Source organism: Arsenophonus endosymbiont of Apis mellifera (assembly GCF_903968575.1).
Taxonomy (GTDB): Bacteria; Pseudomonadota; Gammaproteobacteria; order Enterobacterales; family Enterobacteriaceae; genus Arsenophonus; species Arsenophonus apicola.
Genome location: NZ_CAJCFU010000039.1, coordinates 70,435 through 88,094, shown reverse-complemented (window position 1 = coordinate 88,094; position 17,660 = coordinate 70,435). Strand labels below are relative to the sequence as shown.

The 17,660-nt window shown below is 38.0% G+C and carries 16 protein-coding genes and 1 pseudogene; 10 read left to right on the top strand and 7 right to left on the bottom strand.

Annotated features, from left to right (window positions below; genetic code table 11):
• Positions 1 to 13: 13 nt before the first annotated feature.
• From pstA to greB, 6 genes are all read right to left on the bottom strand, one after another.
• Positions 14 to 898, bottom strand: coding sequence for a phosphate ABC transporter permease PstA (pstA, locus tag H1X92_RS05460; protein WP_180559202.1), 885 nt, complete (start codon positions 896 to 898; stop codon positions 14 to 16).
• A gap of 1 nt (position 899) precedes the next feature.
• A complete protein-coding gene (gene pstC, locus H1X92_RS05455) occupies positions 900 to 1,856 on the bottom strand; it encodes a phosphate ABC transporter permease PstC (protein ID WP_180559201.1) in 957 nt (318 codons plus the stop codon).
• A 96-nt stretch (positions 1,857 to 1,952) separates the two neighbouring features.
• Positions 1,953 to 2,990, bottom strand: a complete 1,038-nt coding sequence (gene pstS, locus H1X92_RS05450; protein WP_180559200.1) for a phosphate ABC transporter substrate-binding protein PstS — start codon at positions 2,988 to 2,990, stop codon at positions 1,953 to 1,955.
• 267 nt (positions 2,991 to 3,257) lie between these two features.
• Complete coding sequence (gene envZ, locus H1X92_RS05445; RefSeq protein WP_180559199.1) at positions 3,258 to 4,583, bottom strand: two-component system sensor histidine kinase EnvZ; 1,326 nt, start codon at positions 4,581 to 4,583, stop codon at positions 3,258 to 3,260.
• Positions 4,580 to 5,299 carry an osmolarity response regulator transcription factor OmpR gene (gene ompR, locus H1X92_RS05440; protein ID WP_026821896.1) on the bottom strand — a complete coding sequence of 240 codons (720 nt, stop codon included), beginning with the start codon at positions 5,297 to 5,299 and terminating at the stop codon, positions 4,580 to 4,582. The genes envZ and ompR overlap by 4 nt, the downstream gene beginning before the upstream one ends.
• 143 nt (positions 5,300 to 5,442) lie before the next feature.
• Positions 5,443 to 5,928 (bottom strand): transcription elongation factor GreB, encoded by a 486-nt coding sequence (gene greB, locus H1X92_RS05435; protein WP_180559222.1) that lies wholly within the window; start codon positions 5,926 to 5,928, stop codon positions 5,443 to 5,445.
• Between the two features lie 189 nt (positions 5,929 to 6,117).
• Between greB and H1X92_RS05430 the strand changes: the two genes are divergently transcribed.
• The 4 genes and pseudogenes from H1X92_RS05430 (at position 6,118) to H1X92_RS05415 (ending at position 11,629) form a co-directional block, all read left to right on the top strand.
• Positions 6,118 to 8,439, top strand: a complete 2,322-nt coding sequence (locus tag H1X92_RS05430) for a Tex family protein (protein WP_180559221.1) — start codon at positions 6,118 to 6,120, stop codon at positions 8,437 to 8,439.
• 308 nt (positions 8,440 to 8,747) lie between these two features.
• Entirely contained in the window at positions 8,748 to 8,984 is a 237-nt protein-coding gene (gene feoA, locus H1X92_RS05425) for a ferrous iron transporter A (protein ID WP_180559198.1), read from the top strand.
• Positions 8,985 to 9,042: 58 nt separating this feature from the next.
• Positions 9,043 to 11,358, top strand: a pseudogene (gene feoB / locus H1X92_RS05420) (Fe(2+) transporter permease subunit FeoB).
• 10 nt (positions 11,359 to 11,368) lie between these two features.
• The gene (locus H1X92_RS05415) at positions 11,369 to 11,629 is read left to right on the top strand and encodes a FeoC-like transcriptional regulator (RefSeq protein WP_180559197.1); all 261 of its coding nucleotides are present in this window, start codon (positions 11,369 to 11,371) and stop codon (positions 11,627 to 11,629) included.
• A gap of 69 nt (positions 11,630 to 11,698) precedes the next feature.
• On the opposite strand, the gene bioH is transcribed toward H1X92_RS05415, so the two are convergent.
• Positions 11,699 to 12,475, bottom strand: coding sequence for a pimeloyl-ACP methyl ester esterase BioH (gene bioH / locus H1X92_RS05410; RefSeq protein WP_180559196.1), 777 nt, complete (start codon positions 12,473 to 12,475; stop codon positions 11,699 to 11,701).
• Between the two features lie 39 nt (positions 12,476 to 12,514).
• Here bioH and gntX point away from each other — a divergent pair, with 39 nt between their 5' ends.
• From gntX to glpD, 6 genes are all read left to right on the top strand, one after another.
• On the top strand, positions 12,515 to 13,198 hold the full coding sequence (gntX, locus tag H1X92_RS05405) for a DNA utilization protein GntX (RefSeq protein WP_180559195.1): 684 nt from the start codon (positions 12,515 to 12,517) through the stop codon (positions 13,196 to 13,198).
• 58 nt (positions 13,199 to 13,256) lie between these two features.
• A complete protein-coding gene (gene nfuA, locus H1X92_RS05400) occupies positions 13,257 to 13,835 on the top strand; it encodes a Fe-S biogenesis protein NfuA (RefSeq protein WP_180559194.1) in 579 nt (192 codons plus the stop codon).
• A gap of 94 nt (positions 13,836 to 13,929) precedes the next feature.
• Positions 13,930 to 14,256, top strand: a complete 327-nt coding sequence (gene glpE, locus H1X92_RS05395; RefSeq protein ID WP_180559193.1) for a thiosulfate sulfurtransferase GlpE — start codon at positions 13,930 to 13,932, stop codon at positions 14,254 to 14,256.
• Positions 14,257 to 14,271: 15 nt separating this feature from the next.
• The gene (glpG, locus tag H1X92_RS05390) at positions 14,272 to 15,126 is read left to right on the top strand and encodes a rhomboid family intramembrane serine protease GlpG (RefSeq protein ID WP_180559192.1); all 855 of its coding nucleotides are present in this window, start codon (positions 14,272 to 14,274) and stop codon (positions 15,124 to 15,126) included.
• A 17-nt stretch (positions 15,127 to 15,143) separates the two neighbouring features.
• The gene (locus H1X92_RS05385; RefSeq protein WP_180559191.1) at positions 15,144 to 15,902 is read left to right on the top strand and encodes a DeoR/GlpR family transcriptional regulator; all 759 of its coding nucleotides are present in this window, start codon (positions 15,144 to 15,146) and stop codon (positions 15,900 to 15,902) included.
• A gap of 258 nt (positions 15,903 to 16,160) precedes the next feature.
• Positions 16,161 to 17,657 (top strand): glycerol-3-phosphate dehydrogenase, encoded by a 1,497-nt coding sequence (glpD, locus tag H1X92_RS05380; protein ID WP_180559190.1) that lies wholly within the window; start codon positions 16,161 to 16,163, stop codon positions 17,655 to 17,657.
• Positions 17,658 to 17,660: the final 3 nt, after the last annotated feature.

Sequence of the window (17,660 nt, the reverse complement as noted above, 5' to 3'; positions counted from 1 at the left end):
TATTACTAAAGAACTAATATTTTTTCTTGGCAAATAATACACGCGCTAAAATATTGATTAACAATACACATAAAGTGATCAATAAAACACCTGCCCAAGCTAATTGCTGCCATTCTGAAAATGGACTCATTGCAAATTTAAATATGGTTACTGGAAGATTAGCAATCGGTTCGCTGAGGTCGGTACTCCAGAATTGATTAGAAAGTGAAGTAAACAATAAAGGCGCTGTTTCACCGGCAATTCTCGCAATGGCAAGTAATACTCCGGTAATAATTCCTGAGACAGACGCTTTTAAGGTAATGGATAAAATCATTTTCCATTTTGGTGCGCCTAAAGCATAAGCCGCCTCACGCAAATTATCTGGCACAAGTTTTAGCATATTTTCCGTGGTTCGAATAACAATTGGGATCTGTAACAATGCCAGAGCAATAACACCAGCCCAACCAGAAAAATGCTGCATTCTGGTAACAACAATCATATAAACGAATAATCCAACCACAATTGATGGCGCAGAAAGCAAAATATCATTAATGAAACGAATAATTTCCGCCAGCCAAGAACGACGCCCATATTCGGCTAAATAAATACCAGCCATAATGCCAAGTGGTGTGCCTAGCACCGTTGCCCATAAAATCAACAAACCACTACCTACAATAGCATTGGCTAATCCCCCACCGGTAGAATTTGGCGGCGGCGTCATTTCAGTAAATAAATTCCAGGACATGCCTTCTACTCCTTTGGTTAAAGTTGTAAATAAGATCCAAATTAACCAAAACAGACCAAATGCCATTGTGATCATCGAGAGCAATAGTGCAATCCGATTTTTTTGTCTTCGCCATGCCTGACGGCGTTGACGTTGTTTAATATCGATAGTTTTTGTTGTATCTGTCGTCAACATGTTAGCGCCCTTCATTTTTGGCCAAACGCATAATCATCAATTTAGAAAATGCAAGCACGATAAAGGTGATAACAAATAAAATTAAGCCTAACTCCATTAATGCAGCAGTATGTAATCCACTTTCAGCTTCAGCAAACTCATTTGCCAACGTGGAAGTAATGCTATTTCCTGGCATAAAAAGTGAAAAACTATCTAACTGATAAGTATTACCAATAATGAAAGTGACTGCCATCGTTTCCCCTAAAGCTCGTCCTAACCCTAACATTACACCACCTATTACGCCATTACGCGTATAAGGCAATACGATATGCCAGATAACTTCCCAAGTCGTACAGCCAATACCATAAGCGGATTCTTTCATCATAACTGGCGTCTGCTCGAAAACATCTCGCATTACTGAAGCAATATAAGGAATAATCATAATTGCCAGGATCACGCCGGCAGCTAAGATACCGATACCTAAAGCCGGGCCTGAAAATAATTCACCTATAATTGGTATTCCGGCCAAAACGTTAGCAACAGGCTCTTGAAAATAAGTGGCAAATAGCGGCGCAAAAACAAACAATCCCCACATGCCATAAACAATACTTGGGATGGCCGCCAATAGTTCAATCGCAATTCCTAGCGGTCGCTTTAACCAATTTGGTGATAATTCTGTTAAGAATAGCGCAATGCCAAAACTGACCGGTACCGCAATGATCAAGGCAATTAATGACGTTACTACCGTGCCATAAATGGTCACTAATGCCCCAAATTCCTGAGCAGGGACATCCCAAACCTTTGACCAAAGAAAAGAAAAACCAAATTTTTCAATACTCGGCCACGATGCAATAATCAAAGAAATAATAATTCCACTTAGCATTAATAGTGTAATTAATGCAGCTAACTTAACGAGAGCACCAAAAATAAGATCACCTTTTTTCCCCGGCGCTTTATATGTCGTTAATTTCTCAGCCATTATTTTTTCTCATTTTAATCCCCTTATATAATAAGGGGATAATCATTCATTTATATTAGAGCGCGATTTTTACTTTCTGCTGATGTCACACTCAATTCAGTATATAGGATTACCATTAGCATCCTTTATATTACTTTTCCATGCTGCCCGAATATGTGCCACAACTTCATTCGGCAATGTCGCATAATCCAAAGCCTTAGCCTGATCAGCTCCTTTGTCATATGCCCAATCAAAGAATGCTAATATGGCTTTTCCCTTCTTAATATTTTTCTGTTTTTTATGTAATAAGATAAAAGTTGCGGAAGTAATTGGCCATACATTTTTTCCCGCTTGATTGGTAAGATCTTGCGCAAACGTTTTAGTCCAATCAGCCTTTTTAGCAGCGGCGCTAAAACTATTTGCAGTTGGTGCAACCGCTTCTCCATCGGCAGAAATTAATTTGGTATACGCTAATTTATTCTGTTTAGCATAGGCATATTCTACATAACCGATTGCGCCAGGTAGACGTTGAACAAAGGCAGCAACCCCTTCATTACCTTTTCCAGCAATGCCAGTTGGCCACCTTACGGTAGAACCTGTACCTATCTTATTTTTCCAATCAGCATTCACTTTGGCAAGATAACTAGTAAAAACAAAAGTCGTTCCTGAGCCATCAGCACGTCTAACCACGGTAATATTTTGTGCTGGTAATTTTAAGCCCTGATTTAATTCAATAATTTTCGGGTCATTCCATTTTTTAATGACACCTAGATAAATGTTAGCCAATGTTTTGCCATCTAATATCAATTGTCCAGATTCAATACCGGCAATATTGACCGTTGGAACAACGCCGCCAATCACAGTTGGAAATTGAATAAGATCGGCTTGATGAAGTTTTTCATCATTTAAAGGCGCATCAGAGGCACCAAAATCAACTGTTTTAGCTATAATCTGTTTTATCCCACCGGATGAACCAATCCCCTGGTAGTTAATCTGATCACCCGTTTGTTTTTGGTAGCTATCCGCCCATTTTGCATAAACCGGTGCAGGAAATGTGGCGCCAGCTCCAGTTAGGCTAGTTGCCGCATAAGCTGACATTGTTGTCAAAGAAATTATGGTTATGACATTAACGATGATAGAACGTATCAATTTCATAATCCCTCCTATTTGGGATGAAAGAGAAACAAGTTACTCTGTTAATTGTAGCGAGTTAAAAAAATACGAGGAGAAAATAGATTAGTTAGATGACAGAAAGATGTATTATTTATGATAGTTTTATGACTGTTAAATTAATAACCAATTTATTTAAAAATATAGCCTTATAAATAGATATAATAAATTTTTAAAATCAAAGAATTATATGATTTCATAAAATATGATAAAATTTTCAGTTAAATTACGGCTAAATAAAAATTTAAATTTTTATTTTTCCATTAATGGTAAAGTTGCCCGTATAGATAATCCTCCTCGTTTACTTTTATCTATAATAATTTCACCATCATGAGCATCAATAATTCGGCGAATAATTGCTAATCCTAATCCTGTACCGCCATTACTTCTTGCTCTTTCGCCTTGCACAAAAGGTTGAAAAAGATGTTGAATACTCTCTTTTTTAATTCCTGCACCATCATCCTCAACCTGAAACCAGGCATGATCTTTTATTACACCACTACTGACTTTTACCCAACCATTGCCATAGCGAAAAGCGTTAACCAGCATATTGGTTACTGCTCGTTTAATAGCAATTACATTAGCATTAATAATAATTGGTGTTGAACTAATTTGTGTCTCAATATTAGGCAGAAAACTACTCTCAGCATTAACAGCTTCAAGTAGGACTTTGTTCAAGTCACAAAACTCCATATTCATTTCCCGACCTGTACGTATATAGTCCATGAATTGCTCAATAATAGCATCACACTCTTCAATATCTTTGTTAATTGATTCTGCGAGATATTGATCCTTTTCATTCATCATTTCTGTCGCTAACCGAATCCGTGTTAACGGCGTTCTCAAGTCATGGCTCACCCCTGCCATTAATATCGTTCTATCATTTTCCAGCATTTTTATCCCAGATGACATACGATTAAAAGCGCGGATGACATAACGTATTTCTAATGAACCTTCTTCCTTGATTGCAGGAACCATGACACCTTTTCCCATTTGCTTAGCATAATTTTCTAACACAAATAATGGCCTACTTTGATAGCGTATATAAAGCCATGTAATAGCAAAAATGGTTAAAAAAATAGCCAGGGTATAACGAAATACAACGGCGAACTGATTCTGTCCTATTTCAGTTAAAGGCAATCGTATCCATACATTTGGGGCAAGATAAGAATTTAACCATAAAAAAGGATGCTCTTTGGCGATTTCAAGACGAACATCCGCCTTGCCACCCATATATTCCGCCATCTGTTGGCTTAATTCCTCGTAATGTCTCGCCCAACGTAAGCCTTTCTCCATAGCAAGTGACTTGGTATAAAAATTAATACCCAACTCCTTATAGATTTTCTTCTTAAATGATGGAGGCATCAAAATTGCATTTCCATCTTGTAATTCGATTTTCTCTGTTAATAACGTATGCACTTCATAGGCTAAGACTTTATTGAGCTGCTGAAGACTTGGCATCACAACAAAATTAAGCACAACCAAATAGCTGGTGACTAAACTAGCAAACAGTAAAGTAACAATAACAAATAATGAACGAGAAAACGTGTTACGTCTGGAAAAACGCAATCGTTTCATGCTTTACTACCATCCGGCACAAATACATAACCCAATCCCCAAACCGTTTGAATATAACGTGGGTGAGTAGGATCATCCTCAATCATTCGACGTAGACGTGAAATCTGCACATCTATCGAACGCTCCATGGCACTATATTCACGCCCACGAGCAAGACTCATCAGTTTGTCACGAGACAGAGGCTCACGTGGATAAGAGACCAATACTTTTAAAACAGCAAACTCACCACTAGTTAATGGCATAGACTCATCATCTTGAAACATTTCCCTTGTTCCTAGATTTAATTTGAATTTACCAAACCGAATTACCGCCTCATCCTGGGCCGGTGCACCCGGCAGCTCATTTGCCTGACGTCGTAAAACGGCACGAATACGAGCCAATAATTCTCTAGGATTAAATGGCTTTGGTATATAATCATCCGCCCCAATTTCTAATCCAACAATCCTATCTACCTCTTCACCTTTTGCTGTTACCATAATAATAGGAATAGGATTATTTTGACTTCTTAAACGACGGCAAATGGATAAGCCATCTTCTCCAGGTAACATCAAATCTAGTACAATCAAATGAATAGATTCACGAGTCAAAATACGATCCATTTGCTCCGCATTAGCAGTACTACGTACCTGAAAACCTTGTTCAGTTAAATAACGCTCCAGTAAAGAGCGCAAACGCATATCATCATCCACAACAAGAATTTTATAATTTTCTTGCATTTTTTTGACTCCATAAATATTTTTAAGATCCCTATACATAGTGCCTTAATAACAAATAAGGCCATATAATAATATAACTAATTTCTATTAGTCTTTTTCAGATTAATATTTACATTTAATTGATCTTTTTAATTTTATATCATTTACAACTCAATCCCTTGATAATTAATTTCCAGTATCCAGTAAGTAATAATACCATTTGGCGTATTCACCGTAACTTCATCATCAATTTGTTTACCTAATAATTCCCTTGCCACAGGTGAATTAATAGAAATCCATTTTTTAATCGGATTAAATTCATCAGGTCCAACTAAGCGAAAAACTTTAATAACACCATTTTCATCTTGTAGTTTTACCCAAGCACCAAAATTAACTCTACCTTCCTGACGAGGATCGGGATCAACTATCTTTAATACTTCAAGACGTTTAGATAAAAATCGAATACGTCGATCAATTTCTCGTAATCGCTTTTTACCATAAATATACTCCGCATTCTCTGAGCGATCACCAAGTGCCGCTGCCTCTGATACAGCTTGGGTGACTTTTGGTCGCTCCTCTCGCCAAAGAAACTTCAACTCTTTTTCAAGATTGTTCCAGCCTTCACGAGTAATATAATTATTTTTCACAATAAAAACTCAGTATGATTAACCTTAATTTAAACTAATTACTATATATAATTCAAAAAAAAGTTTTCGTTGACTACATCAGGTTCTAATATCCAAATATAATGTTAACTGGAAATTATTGTTTTCAACACGTATAAATGTGCACATAAGCAGATAATTGCGTCCTATTTAAGTATTGAAGAAACTAAAATGATGAATAAATCCTTAAGCAAAATTATTGCACATGAATTAGACACCACACCAGCGCAAGTACTTTCAGCTATTACATTACTCGATGAAGGAAATACCGTTCCCTTTATTGCCCGCTATCGTAAAGAAGTCACAGGCGGGCTCGATGATAATCAACTGCGTAAACTTGAAACGCGTTTAAGTTACTTACGTGAATTAAACGAACGCCGCCAAACTATTCTAAAATCGATTAATGAACAAGGAAAGCTTACCGCTGAACTTGCTGAAGCGATTAATAACACATTTAATAAAACTGAGCTTGAAGATCTCTATTTACCTTATAAGCCCAAACGTCGTACCCGAGGCCAAATAGCAATTGAAGCTGGCTTAGCGCCTCTGGCGGAGCGATTATGGAATGAGCCCCAACATATACCGGAACAGATAGCCGAAACCTTTATTGATCCACAAAAAAATATTAATGACACTAAAGCTGCACTTGATGGTGCCCGCTATATTCTAATGGAACGCTTCGCTGAAGATGCAAATTTACTTAGCAAAATTCGTAATTATTTGTGGAAAAATGCCCACTTAACAGCCAAAGTAATCGAAGGCAAAGAAACAGTAGGAACAAAATTTAGCGATTATTTTGATCACCATGAGCTTATTGCGCATATCCCTTCCCACCGAGCGCTTGCCATGTTTCGTGGCCGTAACGGTGGCATTTTACAATTATCACTTAATGCCGATCCACAATTTGAACCATCGCCAAAAGAAAGTTATTGTGAAGAAATTATTACTCAACACTTTGGCTTACATTTAAATAATGCACCAGCAGATAAATGGCGAAGAGCTGTTATCAGTTGGACATGGCGAGTCAAAATTCTGTTACATCTTGAAACAGAATTGATGGCTACCTTACGGGAAAAAGCAGAAGAAGAAGCGATCCATGTTTTCGCACGTAATCTACATGACCTTTTAATGGCAGCGCCTGCCGGTATGCATACCACCATGGGATTAGATCCTGGCTTACGCACGGGCGTTAAAGTTGCTATTGTTGATGGGACAGGCAAACTCATTACTACCGACACGATTTATCCTCATACCGGTCAAGCAACAAAATCTGCAGCAACTATTGCATCCTTATGTGAGAAATATAAAGTTGCCTTGGTGGCCATTGGTAATGGTACTGCTTCGCGTGAAACGGAACGCTTTTTCGCCGCAGTTAAAAAACAGTACCCAAATATTACTGCACAGAAAGTGATCGTTAGTGAATCTGGCGCTTCAGTTTACTCAGCCTCTGAGTTAGCGGCACAAGAATTTCCCACTCTCGATGTCTCTTTACGTGGTGCAGTCTCTATTGCTCGTCGTTTACAAGACCCGTTAGCTGAATTAGTAAAAATTGATCCCAAATCAATTGGTGTTGGCCAATACCAACATGATGTTAACCAAACTTTACTCGCTAAAAAATTAGCAGCGGTAGTCGAAGATTGTGTAAACGCAGTCGGAGTCGATCTAAATACCGCCTCTGTTGCTCTCCTTTCTCATGTTGCAGGGCTAAGTAAAACAATTGCCCAAAATGTTGTTAATTGGCGTAACGAACACGGGCGCTTTAATGACCGCAAACAACTATTACAAGTTACGCGTCTTGGTACAAAAGCTTTTGAGCAGTGCGCGGGGTTTTTACGCATTATGGCAGGGAATAATCCTCTCGATGCCTCAACAGTTCATCCTGAAGCTTATCCAATCGTAGAAAAAATTTTATTAACCACTAAGCAACCCTTAAAAATGATCATGGGTAACACTAGCGTGCTCAATAACCTCAAACCAGAACAGTTTACTACTGATAAATTTGGTATTCCGACGGTAAATGATATTTTAAAGCAATTAGAAAAGCCTGGACGAGACCCGCGACCAGAATTTAAAACAGCCACCTTTGTCGATGGCATTGAAACAATGGAAGATCTCAAAGTAGGTATGATATTAGAAGGTTCGGTGACCAATGTGACCAATTTTGGCGCGTTTGTCGATATTGGCGTTCACCAGGATGGTCTGGTACACATTTCCTCCTTGTCTGATAAATTTATTAAAGATCCGCATTCCATAGTCAAGGCAGGTGATATTATCACCGTTAAAATCATTGATATTGATTTAAACCGTAAACGAATTGCGCTGACCATGCGCCTAGATGAGAAAACAGTAGATACACCACAACATCGTAATAAGCAGCAAACAGGCAGAAATGTCCCCTCAGCCAGTTCAACCAAAACATCCCAACAAAGCAATACACTATTCGGTAATAGTGTTATGGGTGATGCGCTGGCGGCGGCACTTAATAAAAAGCGCTAATAGTCAATATTTATATAGCTAATAGTTTGATCTAGTATCAGGCTATTACCTATTCTGTTATAAAAAATCGTTTTTTTAATAAAAATAATGAATTAACGCTAATTTTGCTGCCAATAGTTCACTCTCAAAGTAACGATTGATCAATATCAATTGCTGTCATTTAAAAAAAGCGCTAAATTAATACGAGTAGCACATAATTATGATTATCATTATTAATGTGATAATGATAATATTTCTTATTAATTTTGCTATTCGTCTGGTACCTATTTACGGTATCTTTATTTTTTGGCTTTATAGTGGAAGTGTCTATGTCAATTCTTCCTAATCATCGATACAAAATTGTCGGATTTTCATCAGAAATAAATCCAGCTTACCGCCAGAAGTTACTTTCTTTAGGCATGTTACCTGGATCTTTTTTTAACGTTATTCGTATAGCGCCGCTTGGTGATCCTATTCAAATCCAAACTCGCCGTATGAACTTGATCGTAAGAAAAAAAGATCTTGCACTATTAAATTTAGACGATGCCGGCAACCAAGTAGTATAAAAATATTTTTATGTTAACTAAATAGCCTATTACTTATTACTCATCTGACCCCAGAACTATGAAATCATTAACTATTGGCCTTATTGGCAACCCTAACGCCGGTAAAACGACACTCTTTAATCAATTAACAGGCGCTCGCCAACGTGTGGGAAATTGGGCTGGTGTCACCGTTGAGCGAAAGGTTGGCCGCTTTGCAACCTCGGAATATGATATTGAATTAGTTGACCTACCTGGCACCTATTCATTAACCACTATTTCAGAACAAACCTCACTCGATGAACAAATTGCTTGTCATTTCATCCTGAGTGGCGAAGCGGATATGCTGATCAATGTTATCGATGCCGCTAACCTCGAACGTAATCTTTATCTAACAATACAACTTATTGAATTAGGTGTACCTTGTCTCGTCGCGCTTAACATGTTGGATATTGCTGAAAACCAAAATATTCACATTAATATTGATGAACTTCAGGCACGCCTAGGTTGCCCTGTTATTCCCTTAGTATCGACTCGCGCAAAAGGTATTAGCAAATTAAAACAAGCGATCGATCAGCATAGCAATAATCTTATTTCAACCCTCATCCACTATCCCGATATTTTGCTCACTGAAGTGGAAAAATTAACTCAAATTATCGACCATAATACATTCAGTCATCAACAGCGCCGTTGGTTAGCACTACAAATATTAGAAGGTGATATCTATAGCCGCGAACGTAGCGCTATTTCCACTAATAGATTAGGTAAAATAAAAGCACATTTGCAATCCCAACAAGCTGAAGAACCTGAACTTATCATTGCTGATGCACGCTATCAAACTATTGCAACCCTTTGCGAAGCGGTCATTAATACTGAAACGGCAAAACCTAATAGCTTAACGCAATTTATTGATAATTTCGTCCTTAATCGCTGGCTTGGGTTGCCTACATTTCTTTTTATCATGTATTTAATGTTTATACTTGCTATCAATATCGGTGGTGCATTACAACCCCTCTTTGAAGGTGGATCAGAAGCCATTTTCATTCATGGAATTCAATGGGTTGGTCATACTTTTAATTTACCACAATGGCTGACTGTTTTCCTTGCCCAAGGGGTTGGGGGCGGTATTAACACGGTATTACCATTAGTTCCCCAAATTGGTTTAATGTATTTATTCCTTTCTATATTGGAAGACTCAGGTTATATGGCACGCACGGCATTTGTCATGGATAGACTGATGCAAGCACTAGGTTTGCCTGGTAAATCTTTTGTTCCTTAGATAGTCGGTTTTGGTTGTAATGTGCCTGCCATTATGGGAGCACGGACATTAGATACTCCACGCGAACGATTAATCACCATTTTGATGGCACCTTTTATGTCTTGTGGCGCAAGATTAGCTATCTTTGCTGTTTTTGCAGCTGCTTTTTTTGGCAAAAATGGAGCAAGTATTGTTTTTTCTCTTTATTTATTAGGTATTGTCATTGCGATCCTAACCGGGTTGTTATTGAAATATACTATTGCACGGGGCGCATCTTCGCCTTTTATCATGGAATTACCGGTCTACCATGTACCACACTTAAAAACATTACTGTTACAAACCTGGCAAAGACTGAAAGGTTTTGTGTTAAGAGCAGGAAAAGTAATTATTATTGCCAGTATGATTATCGGGGCACTTAATAGTTTTTCTTTATCCGGTAAAGTTGTTGATAACATTAACCAATCCGCATTAGCGTCAGTAAGTAAAACCCTTACCCCGCTACTGAAACCTATCGGTATCAACGATGATAATTGGCAAGCAACCGTTGGGCTTATTACAGGCGCGTTAGCTAAAGAAGTTGTTATTGGTACATTGAATACACTGTATAACGCCGAAAATATTACTCAAACACCTTTTGATGCCGAGCAATTTAATTTATTAGATGAATTAGAGGATGCCGTTAATGAAACTTGGGATAGCCTGAAAGAAACATTCAGCTTAAGTGTCTTATCCAATCCTATTGAAGCAAGTAAAGGGGATGGTGAGATGGATAGCAGTACAATGGGCGCTATGGCAGCACGATTCGGATCAACTTTATCAGCCTATAGCTATCTAATCTTTGTTCTACTTTATGTTCCTTGCATTTCTGTATTAGGCGCCATTGCCCGCGAAACAAATCGAAGCTGGATGACGTTTTCAATTCTTTGGGGCTTAAATGTTGCTTATTCGGTCTCTGCCTTGTTCTACCAAATAACAACTTTCTCACAACATCCACAGTATAGCGCCGTGGTTATTGGCTTGCTCGTCGCCTTTAATCTACTGATAATCACATTATTACGCCATTCACGTAAACGCATAACACTTAAACTTAATCATAATGTTCACAAATGTAACCACCGTGAACGTGGCTCATGTCATTAGGAGGAGCTAGATGATCAGTTTATTGCAAGTTAGAGATATGGTTGCACTGTATGGTAGAACGGATGCTTACCAAATTAGTCAGAAATTCTCTGCGTCATTACCTATGATTGAAGCTATGTTAGATAAATTAACCGCCATGGGAAAATTAGAACAAATTGATCAATCATCTTGTTTAACGGGTCATAGTTGTAAACTATGCCCTGAAATAAAAAAGTGTAACCTAAAAAATTTATCAAGTAACTTCTGTCTGATTTACGCAAGTAAGCGCTAATTTTTAATAAATTATCGCTTACTTTATTTAGCTTATATAACTTTTTTAATTCTATTTAACTCCTCTTATTCACTGCTCCAATTGGCAAGAAAAATCCACTAACAATTGAATAAATTGCTTAGGATGAGAAATAAACGGGGCATGGGCAGCATGTTTTATTACCACCGAAGGCGAATTTGGTAACCATGCATCTATTATTGGTACGACTTTTCTGGGCACTAAACCATCAAGATCACCATAGATGCGTAAAAAAGGCTTATTTAGCGTTAATAAAGATTGCCGTAGATCCGTTGTTCGCAAAATCTCTAAACCTGCGTTTAATACAGCAACGGAAGGTAATGGCTGTTTCAGTAACACTGTTTTTAATAAACGTATATCTTCATGTGCTGTTTTAGTGCCCAATGTTTGCAATGCCAGAAAACGTTCTACTGTACGATGAAAATTAGCCTGTAATTGTTGTTCAAAGCCTGTAAGCACCATCGGTTTAATGCCTGGCCAGTTTTCTTGCTGACTAAAACATGGTGTTGAAGCCACTGTTATTAAACCCGCGATTTCAGCTTGATGGTTAAGAGCAATGATGTTGGCAATTAATCCGCCTAACGACCAACCTAACCAAATAGCTTGCTTAGGCGCCTTTTGCCAAATAACTTCTGCCATTTGTTGTAATGACATCGGTGGGAAAAAATTACTACGACCATAGCCAGGTAAGTCAACAAGATGCATACGAAAATGGGAGCCACATTCCACTTCAATTGTACGCCAAATTTCTGCATTTAATCCCCATCCGTGCAATAGCACAATATCTTGTTTTCCTTTACCGGACTGCTGCCAAAACAGTGTGGACATAGTTATTCTCTCTTTATAGGTATAAAAAAGGATATCATTATGTTAACAATGGCTGGATACTGTTGGCTATGCCACCAAACACTAAAATATCGCTTTCATGGCATTTGTCACTACTGTTTAAAACATTTGCCTTATCTAAAACAAGTTTGTTATCGCTGTGCTTTACCCGTCGAAAAATTTACCTTTACTTGCGGTCGCTGCTTACAAACTCCACCCTATTGGCACAATCTTGTTGCCATTACTGCCTATATACCACCATTAAGTAAGCTAATACAGCAGTACAAATTTGGAAAAATCCCTCAAATCGCTTTTATCCTTGCGCGCTTATTCCTACTTTATTGGCAACAAGGATATCGTCAGCAACGCTGGCGCAAACCAGATATCATAATGGCAATACCACTTCATCATGGTAAACATTGGCAACGTGGATTTAATCAAGCCAGTTTAATGGCCATACAATTAGCTTATTGGCTAGGATGCCAATATCAGACTAATTCAATTACTCGCACTCGTGCTACACTACCACAAACTCAACTTTCTGCTAAAAAACGTACACAAAATCTTAGTAACGCTTTTAGGATAAAAAAATCGTTTCAAGATCGTCATATTGCTGTACTGGACGATGTAATTACAACAGGTACAACAATGAATGAAGTGGCTAAATTGCTCATTAAAGCTGGCGCAAATTCAGTCCAAGCCTGGGCAATATGCAGAACCTTGTAGAAAGTAATGAAAAGAGCGTATGATAAACATACTAAAATGATAAAGTTGAGCATTGACTATGATTAATATTACTGAAGCAGCACAAGCTCATTTTGCCAAACTATTGGCAAATCAAGAATCTGGTACACAAATTCGCGTATTTGTTATCAATCCTGGCACACCTTCTGCGGAATGTGGGGTCTCTTATTGTCCACCTGATGCTATCGAAGCAACTGATATTGAACTTAAATTTGATAAACTTTCAGCCTATGTTGATGAGATTAGCGCACCTTTTCTGGAAGAGGCTGAAATTGATTTCGTAACGGATCAATTAGGCTCTCAACTTACTCTAAAAGCACCTAATGCTAAAATGCGAAAAGTTGCTGACGATGCCCCGCTGATGGAACGAGTTGAATATGTTATTCAATCACAAATTAATCCACAGTTAGCCGGCCATGGAGGAAAGGTATCATTAATGGAAATCACTGATGATGGATATGCCATTCTACAATTTGGTGGAGGTTGTAATGGCTGTTCAATGGTCGATATTACCTTAAAAGAAGGTATTGAAAAGCAATTGCTAAATATGTTCCCAGACGAATTGAAAGGCGTAAAAGATTTAACCGAACATCAACGTGGTGATCACTCTTATTATTAAAATTATTACCCATTTTTGCTAAAGATAGATACTCTTTAAGAGTATAGAGAGTATCTTTTTTTCCAAACATAAAATAATATAGCGCAGAATTACTATGGATAATTTTCAATTAATTACAGTTGAACAAGCCTATAAACTTTGGCAAACAGGTAACAGCATCATGGTCGACATTCGCGACCCACAAAGTTTTCATTCAGCGCATATTACCAGCGCTTACCATCTTACAAATGAGTCCTTAAATAACTTTATTAGCCAAACTGACTTTGATACGCCAGTAATGGTAATGTGTTACCATGGCCATAGTAGCCAAGGAGCAGCACAATATTTGGTTAATACGGGCTTCGAAACTGTTTATAGCATAAACGGTGGTTTTGAAGTATGGTCGAGAGAATATCCACACACCATCAATTCACTCTCTTAAGCGATATAACAGGCTATGATCCATCTAATTTCTATAGCAAATCCTAGGTTAGCACAAGCATTTATTGATTATATGGCAATGCAAAACATTGTTATTGAAATGCGCGCTGAGCCACAGGGGAAATTCTTTGATCTCTGGTTACAGGACGAAAATAAGTTCGAACAAGCACAACAAGAACTAAAACTATTTATGCAAGATCCTCTTAACTCCCGTTATCAGGCGGCAAGCTGGCAAACTGGACATGTCGATAAAAAATTTGGCTACCGTAATTATCTCACTTTCGATTATTTAAAAAAACAATCTGGACCACTTACCATTATCGTTTTCTTTTTAACTATTTTTATTTATATTTGGATGCTAATTTCTGGTAATGACACCGTAATGGCTTATCTTGCTTGGCCATCAAATACTCAATACACTGAAATCTGGCGAATATTCACCCCTGCTTTACTGCACTTTTCATTGATGCATATTTTGTTTAATTTAATGTGGTGGTGGTATTTAGGTAGTCAGGTAGAACGCCAATTAGGTACAGGTAAGCTATTTGTCATTACTATTGTATCAGCTCTTTTTAGTAATTGGGGGCAATCGCTATTTAGTGGCTCAGCTTTTGGTGGTCTTTCTGGCGTGGTTTTTTCGTTAATTGGTTACGTTTGGTTAACCGGTGAACGTCACCCAGCAAAAGGTATTTCTATTCCACGAGGATTAATGATATTTGCTGTTTTATGGTTATTTCTTGGTTACTTTGATATTTTTGGCATGAAGATAGCTAACACAGCACACACTGCCGGGTTAATTATCGGTTTATTAATGGGATTATGGGATAATAGACATAAACCAAATAATACAAAACTTGACCAATATATTTAGTGATACTTGAGGTTTTTGTGAAACAAACTCAACGCCATGATGCTATTATCGAACTTGCCCGTATTCAAGGCTATGTAAGTACTGAAAAGTTAGTTGAATATTTCAATGTCAGCCCACAAACTATTCGTCGTGATCTCAATGAACTGGCAGAAAAAAATAAAATTCAACGCCATCACGGAGGTGCCGCACTTCCTTCAAGTTCTGTAAATACGGCTTACCATGATCGCAAAATGATGTGGTCGAATGAAAAAGAACGAATTGCCCAACATGTTGCGCGCCAAATCCCTAATGGGGCGACACTATTTATCGATATCGGTACCACACCAGAAGCTGTCGCCTATGCGTTGCTGAATCATAAAAATTTAAGGATCGTTACGAATAATCTTAATGTTGCAATCCTACTTATGCCAAAAGAGGATTTTCGTTTGATTTTAGCAGGAGGAGAAGTTCGTAGCCGTGATGGCGGGATTGTTGGTGAAGCAACCCTAGATTTTATATCTCAATTCCGTCTGGACTATGGTATTTTAGGTATCAGTGGTATCGATGAGGATGGTTCATTACTTGAGTTCGACTACCATGAAGTACGAACAAAAAAAGCAATTATTGAAAATTCTCGTTGCGTTATGCTGGTCACTGATCACTCAAAATTTGGGCGCAATGCAATGGTTAACCTAGGCAGTATGGAGATGATTGATTATCTTTTTACTGACCAAGCTCCTCCTGCAAACATCGAAAAAATGATTGAGTATCATAATGTAACCCTTGAGATATGCTAATATTCGCTTATCGCAGGAAATTTTCTTATTTCCTGCTCTATTTCTGTAGCTATACTTCTTTATAAGCCCATATTCTCTCCAAATTAATACTCATTCTCTAAATTAGTTTGCTATTTTGGTCTATTTTTCCATCAAACAATAAGTGGCATCAATTTTATGGTTTTTTCCGCTTAATAATAGTTGGCTTTCGAATCTAATTTGATTAAAATCGTGAGCGAAAACGAACATACTTGAGCAATCTCGAACATTGGGGGACGCATGGAAATAAAAGATTTAATAGTGCTAGGTGGTGGTATAAATGGTGCTGGTATTGCCGCTGATGCTGCTGGTCGTGGATTATCAGTATTACTACTAGAAGCTCAAGATCTTGCTAGCGCAACTTCTTCAGCTAGTTCCAAACTGATCCACGGCGGATTGCGCTATTTAGAACATTATGAATTTCGTTTAGTTAGTGAAGCGCTTGCCGAGCGTGAAGTTTTGCTTAAGCTTGCTCCCCATATCGCTTTCCCTATGCGTTTTCGCCTCCCTCATCAACCTCACCTTCGCCCTGCCTGGATGATCCGTGCTGGCCTTTTCCTTTATGATCACCTAGGTAAACGTACCAGTCTACCTGGCAGTAAAGGACTAAAATTTGGTAAAAACTCTGTCTTAAAATCAGAATTAACAAAAGGTTTTGAATATTCAGATTGTTGGGTAGATGATGCACGCTTAGTCGTCCTCAATGCACAAGAAGTTCTTAGACATAAAGGTGAAGTTCGAACTCGTACTAAAGCGACGAGAGCCTGGCGTGAGAACGGGCTCTGGGTCGTGGAAGCAGAAGACCTACGTACGGGTAAAAAAGAAACTTGGCAAGCAAAAGGATTAGTAAACGCAACTGGACCTTGGGTTAAATCTTTCTTTGATGAAGGGTTACAATTAAAATCACCTTACGGTATCCGACTAATTAAAGGTAGCCATATTGTTGTACCTCGTGTACACGATGGATCACAAGCTTATATTTTACAAAATGAAGATCACCGTATTGTCTTTGTTATTCCTTGGATGGACGAGTTTTCTATTATAGGTACTACCGATGTCGAATACCAAGGTGATCCAAAAGATGTTCACATTGATAATAATGAAATTAAATACTTACTAAAAGTTTACAACGATCATTTCAAAAAACAGTTAACCCAGCAAGATATTGTCTGGACTTATTCTGGGGTACGTCCATTATGTGATGATGAATCTGATTCGCCTCAAGCCATTACACGTGATTACACACTCGATATCCATGATGAACAAGGAAAAGCACCTTTATTATCTGTTTTTGGTGGTAAATTAACCACATATCGTAAACTTGCCGAACATGCTATAGATAAATTAGCTCATTACTACCCTAATACCGGTAAAGCATGGACTAAAGACGCAACACTACCTGGTGGTGATATCGAAGGTTGTGATCGTGACGGTTATGCTCAGTTATTACGTAAACGCTACCCCTGGTTACCAGAAGGAATTGCCTTGCGATATGCCCGCACTTACGGTAGTAACAGCAGTTTGATTTTAAACCAAGCACAATCGTTATCTGATCTAGGTGAAGCTTTTGGGCACAATTTATATGAAGCTGAATTACGTTATTTAGTCGAAAATGAATGGGTTACAGAGTTAGATGATGCCATCTTGCGTAGAACTAAATTAGGTATGTGGCTTAATGATGATGAAAAACAACGAATAAAGCAATGGTTAATTAAAAATACAACTATTACACAATAATAC

What these genes read in the sequence shown, in the direction of transcription:
- feoA (WP_180559198.1), top strand. Translation starts at nt 8,748, where the DNA reads ATGTCAATTCTTCCTAATCATCGATACAAAATTGTCGGATTTTCATCA.
- pstA (WP_180559202.1), bottom strand. Translation starts at nt 898, where the DNA reads ATGTTGACGACAGATACAACAAAAACTATCGATATTAAACAACGTCAA.
- glpD (WP_180559190.1), top strand. Translation starts at nt 16,161, where the DNA reads ATGGAAATAAAAGATTTAATAGTGCTAGGTGGTGGTATAAATGGTGCT.
- pstS (WP_180559200.1), bottom strand. Translation starts at nt 2,990, where the DNA reads ATGAAATTGATACGTTCTATCATCGTTAATGTCATAACCATAATTTCT.
- bioH (WP_180559196.1), bottom strand. Translation starts at nt 12,475, where the DNA reads ATGTCCACACTGTTTTGGCAGCAGTCCGGTAAAGGAAAACAAGATATT.
- H1X92_RS05430 (WP_180559221.1), top strand. Translation starts at nt 6,118, where the DNA reads ATGAATAAATCCTTAAGCAAAATTATTGCACATGAATTAGACACCACA.
- nfuA (WP_180559194.1), top strand. Translation starts at nt 13,257, where the DNA reads ATGATTAATATTACTGAAGCAGCACAAGCTCATTTTGCCAAACTATTG.
- glpE (WP_180559193.1), top strand. Translation starts at nt 13,930, where the DNA reads ATGGATAATTTTCAATTAATTACAGTTGAACAAGCCTATAAACTTTGG.
- H1X92_RS05415 (WP_180559197.1), top strand. Translation starts at nt 11,369, where the DNA reads ATGATCAGTTTATTGCAAGTTAGAGATATGGTTGCACTGTATGGTAGA.
- gntX (WP_180559195.1), top strand. Translation starts at nt 12,515, where the DNA reads ATGTTAACAATGGCTGGATACTGTTGGCTATGCCACCAAACACTAAAA.
- envZ (WP_180559199.1), bottom strand. Translation starts at nt 4,583, where the DNA reads ATGAAACGATTGCGTTTTTCCAGACGTAACACGTTTTCTCGTTCATTA.
- glpG (WP_180559192.1), top strand. Translation starts at nt 14,272, where the DNA reads ATGATCCATCTAATTTCTATAGCAAATCCTAGGTTAGCACAAGCATTT.
- ompR (WP_026821896.1), bottom strand. Translation starts at nt 5,299, where the DNA reads ATGCAAGAAAATTATAAAATTCTTGTTGTGGATGATGATATGCGTTTG.
- pstC (WP_180559201.1), bottom strand. Translation starts at nt 1,856, where the DNA reads ATGGCTGAGAAATTAACGACATATAAAGCGCCGGGGAAAAAAGGTGAT.